3 protein-coding genes are annotated in these 4,083 nt (G+C 50.7%); all 3 read left to right on the top strand.

Features of this window, described 5'->3' with window-relative positions; translation table 11 throughout:
* A partial coding sequence (gene trbA, locus WC5_RS00030; RefSeq protein ID WP_016231864.1) for an IncI1-type conjugal transfer protein TrbA occupies positions 1–840 on the top strand: 840 nt, incomplete at its 5' end.
* 18 nt (positions 841–858) lie between these two features.
* Complete coding sequence (gene trbB / locus WC5_RS00035) at positions 859–1,929, top strand: IncI1-type conjugal transfer protein TrbB (RefSeq protein WP_000151583.1); 1,071 nt, start codon at positions 859–861, stop codon at positions 1,927–1,929.
* A partial coding sequence (trbC, locus tag WC5_RS00040) for an F-type conjugative transfer protein TrbC (protein WP_016231863.1) occupies positions 1,922–4,083 on the top strand: 2,162 nt, incomplete at its 3' end. The genes trbB and trbC, both read left to right, overlap by 8 nt.

Raw genomic sequence — 4,083 nt, 5'->3', positions numbered from 1 at the left:
GATATTACCCGACTGCCACACATCTTTGCTTCGTTGTCCCCTGCTATCGCCCCTGTACTGGCAGATGGTGATCCGGAAAAACTCTTTCATGGTGGCAAACGACCTGAACGGCGGGTTGCTCTCACCCCGGAAGCATTTGTCGAGCAGCATACTCTCATCACCAATATGCAGCTCGATGTTGCAGCTGCAAGACGATGTTTCATGGCCCAGTTGGGTAAACCTTTAACGTCCTGGAAAGACATGGCACCACATGAAAAAGCGCTCTTTGCCATATTTGGTCTTCAGTATTTCCTGGATGATCGTAAGGCAGCATTAAAGCTCATGGATACACTGAACCTCTCATGCAGAATTAAAAGCAAACGGGACAGTGGGAAATTCTGTACCCCTGTTTATTCACTGGCCAAATCAGCTTTCCAGAGAGTGATTAAAAGCAACGGAGCACAGCAATGGCTGAAACAACATCGCTACGTCCGCAGTGGGCTGGTCTGGCTGTATGCACATGACCTGCGGCTTACGCCACCCAACTGGATTTGGCTGAAAGGCGTGGACAGGACGCTGTTTTATGCATTACACCGCGCCAATACCACGAAAGGATTTATTGAAGGCGCTGGCGTGGTGGCCGTTGCACGTGCAGAGGCCGAAGCCATGCGTTTTGGTCTTCCCTGCCCTGAACCCTGTGTTGATGAAGCGGTGGAAGGCTTACGGCGGGATATGCTCAGTCTCGGTCTTATCTGGGATGAACCACAACCAGATCGCGACCGGAAACGCCGCATCCTGACCAACTGGTCCCTCACCGACGACATCCTGCCCCGCACACCTGCTACAGACAACGAATTCTGATTATCCGGAGAACTGAAAATGACAATCGAGTACTTTGCAACACGCATTGCAAAACATATTTCCGTGCAGGCAATCTGGCCGGATGGCAGGACAGAAATTATTGCCGTCCTTCCACGGGATGCCCTGTCAGGGCTGGTAACACGAAATAATCAACTGATTCATATAGCCTTTGACGCCATGGGCACCCGTAACAGAGAAACCGTCCTGATTGATAAACAGGAGCATAACGCTGACCAGATACTTACAGCTATTGATTCCTGCCTGCGCCTTGAATATCTGATGGAACGCCGCTTCAGCAGAACACCTTTGTTCCGTGGCATAATCGCCAGCGTTGTGCTGTTCGTAATGGCAACGATTGGCTTCTCTCTGTTCCGCTATGTTGATCGTGTATTCTGGGATGATACAACGCCTGAAGCAGTACAGACAGCAGGTGAGCCACGACTGCTACCCCCTCACCTGAATCACACTGTGCCATTAAATGAAGGCATTCAACTCCCGGTTCCCCCGAAAAAAGACGTCCAGGTCCCGGAGAAAACAATCACAAGCAAAAATCCGGAAGCCGCAGCTGCGCGACATAATCTGGCTACTGTTCTGAAGCGGAACGCCGATCGGGGCATGTTTACCATCAACCTGTCATCCGGTCATGAACGAACCCTGTTCGCATTTCTCGATCCTGCCTGTCCTAACTGCAGACTTCTGGAGCCGGCCTTAAAACGCCTGGCCAGCGACTTCAATGTCGTTATCTACCCGGTTTCAGTTATTGGTGGAGAGGAATCCACCGACCGTGTGGCACCACTGCTGTGTGAAAAAGATGCTCAGAAACGTGCTGCCGGCTGGCACCGACTGTATTCCGCAGATAACGGAATGATGACGCCATCAGAAGAAACAACGCCTGCAGATGAAACATGCCTGAAAGCAGCCAGAGCTGCGATTGATGTTAACAATGTCGCCTTCCGTAAGTTCGGATTTGCCGGTACCCCATGGGTGCTGTCCGACACCGGCTGGCATCTGCCTACAGGAATTCTGCAGGAAACTGGCACGCTTAATTTATTCCTGAAAACCACCGACAGCGAGTCTGGCCATGAGTGAACATCGCGTTAACCCCGAGCTTTTACACCGTACAGCCTGGGGAAATCCTGTCTGGAATGCACTCCAGAGTCTCAATATCTATGGCTTTTGCCTGGTGGCAAGTCTTGTGGCCAGTTTTATCTGGCCACTTGCATTACCGGCATGTCTGTTGTTCACACTGATAACAATGCTGGTATTTAGTCTGCAGCGATGGCGCTGCCCTCTTCGTATGCCCATGACGCTGGAATGTGCTGACCCGTCACAGGACAGAATGATTAAAAGAAGTCTTTTCAGCTTCTGGCCAACCCTGTTCCAGTATGAGGTCATTCTGGAATCACCGGCCAGCGGCATATTCTATGTTGGTTATCAACGCGTCAGGGATATTGGCAGGGAGTTATGGCTGAGTATGGACGATCTGACCCGCCATATAATGTTTTTCGCCACCACCGGTGGCGGTAAAACGGAAACCATCTTTGCCTGGGCGATTAACCCACTTTGCTGGGCAAGAGGATTCACCCTTGTCGATGGCAAGGCACAGAATGATACGGCAAGAACGATCTGGTATCTGGCCAGACGCTTTGGACGGGAAGACGATGTGGAAGTCATTAACTTCATGAACGGAGGAAAATCCCGCAGTGAAATCATTCTGAGTGGTGAAAAAACGCGTCCTCAGTCAAATACCTGGAATCCCTTCTGTTACAGCACCGAGGCATTCACAGCGGAAACAATGCAGTCAATGCTGCCCCAGAACGTCCAGGGGGGCGAGTGGCAGTCCCGGGCCATTGCCATGAATAAGGCACTGGTATTTGGTACTAAATTCTGGTGTGTGCGCGAAGGCAAAACAATGTCGCTGCAGATGCTCCGTGAACATATGACTCTCGAAGGGATGGCCAAACTTTACTGTCGTGGCCTCGATGATCAGTGGCCGGAAGAAGCTATCGCACCGTTACGTAACTACCTTCAGGACGTTCCCGGTTTCGACCTGTCGCTGGTCAGGACACCATCAGCCTGGACGGAAGAACCCAGAAAACAACATGCTTATCTCTCCGGGCAGTTTTCTGAAACTTTCAGCACATTCACGGAAGCATTCGGGGATATTTTTGCTGAAGATTCCGGTGATATCGATATCCGTGACAGCATTCACAGCGACAGGATTCTGATGGTAATGATCCCCGCTCTGGATACATCAGCGCATACAACGTCTGCTCTTGGACGAATGTTTATCACCCAGAAAAGTATGATTCTCGCCCGTGATTTGGGCTACCGCCTCGAAGGAACTGATTCCGATGCACTGGAAGTCAAAAAATATAAGGGGCGTTTCCCTTATCTGTGTTTCCTTGATGAAGTGGGGGCATACTATACGGACCGTATTGCTGTGGAAGCCACTCAGGTGCGTTCACTGGATTTTGCTCTGATTTTGATGGCACAGGACCAGGAACGTATAGAAGGACAGACAACAGCCACGAATACTGCAACACTGATGCAGAACACGGGGACAAAATTTGCCGGCAGGATTGTCAGCGAGGGTAGTACGGCCAGAACGCTGAAAAGCGCCGCCGGTGAAGAAGCCAGGGCGAGAATGAACAACCTGCAGCGTCAGGACGGCATATTTGGTGAATCATGGATTGACAGCCCACAAATCAGCATCCTGATGGAAAGCAAGATAAATGTTCAGGAGTTGATTGAACTTCATCCTGGCGAGTTCTTTTCTATTTTCCGGGGAGAAACCGTACCATCAGCATCATTCTTCATCCCTGACGATGAGAAAAGCTGCAGCAGCGATCCCGTTGTTATAAACAGGTATATCAGCGTGGATGCGCCACGCCTGGACCGTCTCCGCCGTCTTGTTCCCCGTACTACTCAACGTCGAATACCGTCACCGGAAAATGTCAGTGCCATCATTGGCGTCCTGACTGCAAAACCCTCCAGAAAAAGACGAAAAATTCGCACAGAGCCGCACACGATCGTGGATACATTCCAGCAACGCATTGCAGGACGTCAGGCGGCTATGGCAATGCTGGAAGAGTACGACACAGATATCAACGCACGTGAAAGTGCCTTGTGGGAAACAGCGGTGAATACGCTTAAAACGACCACACGGGAAGAGCGACGAATTCGCTATATCACGCTGAACAGACCAGAACTACCTGAAACAAAAGAGGAAAATCAGATATC

The organism is Escherichia sp. KTE114 (assembly GCF_000407765.1).
GTDB classification, from domain to species: domain Bacteria; phylum Pseudomonadota; class Gammaproteobacteria; order Enterobacterales; family Enterobacteriaceae; genus Escherichia; species Escherichia ruysiae.
The sequence above is the reverse complement of the archived record's forward strand: the minus strand, read 5'-3'. Positions and strand labels throughout refer to the sequence as shown.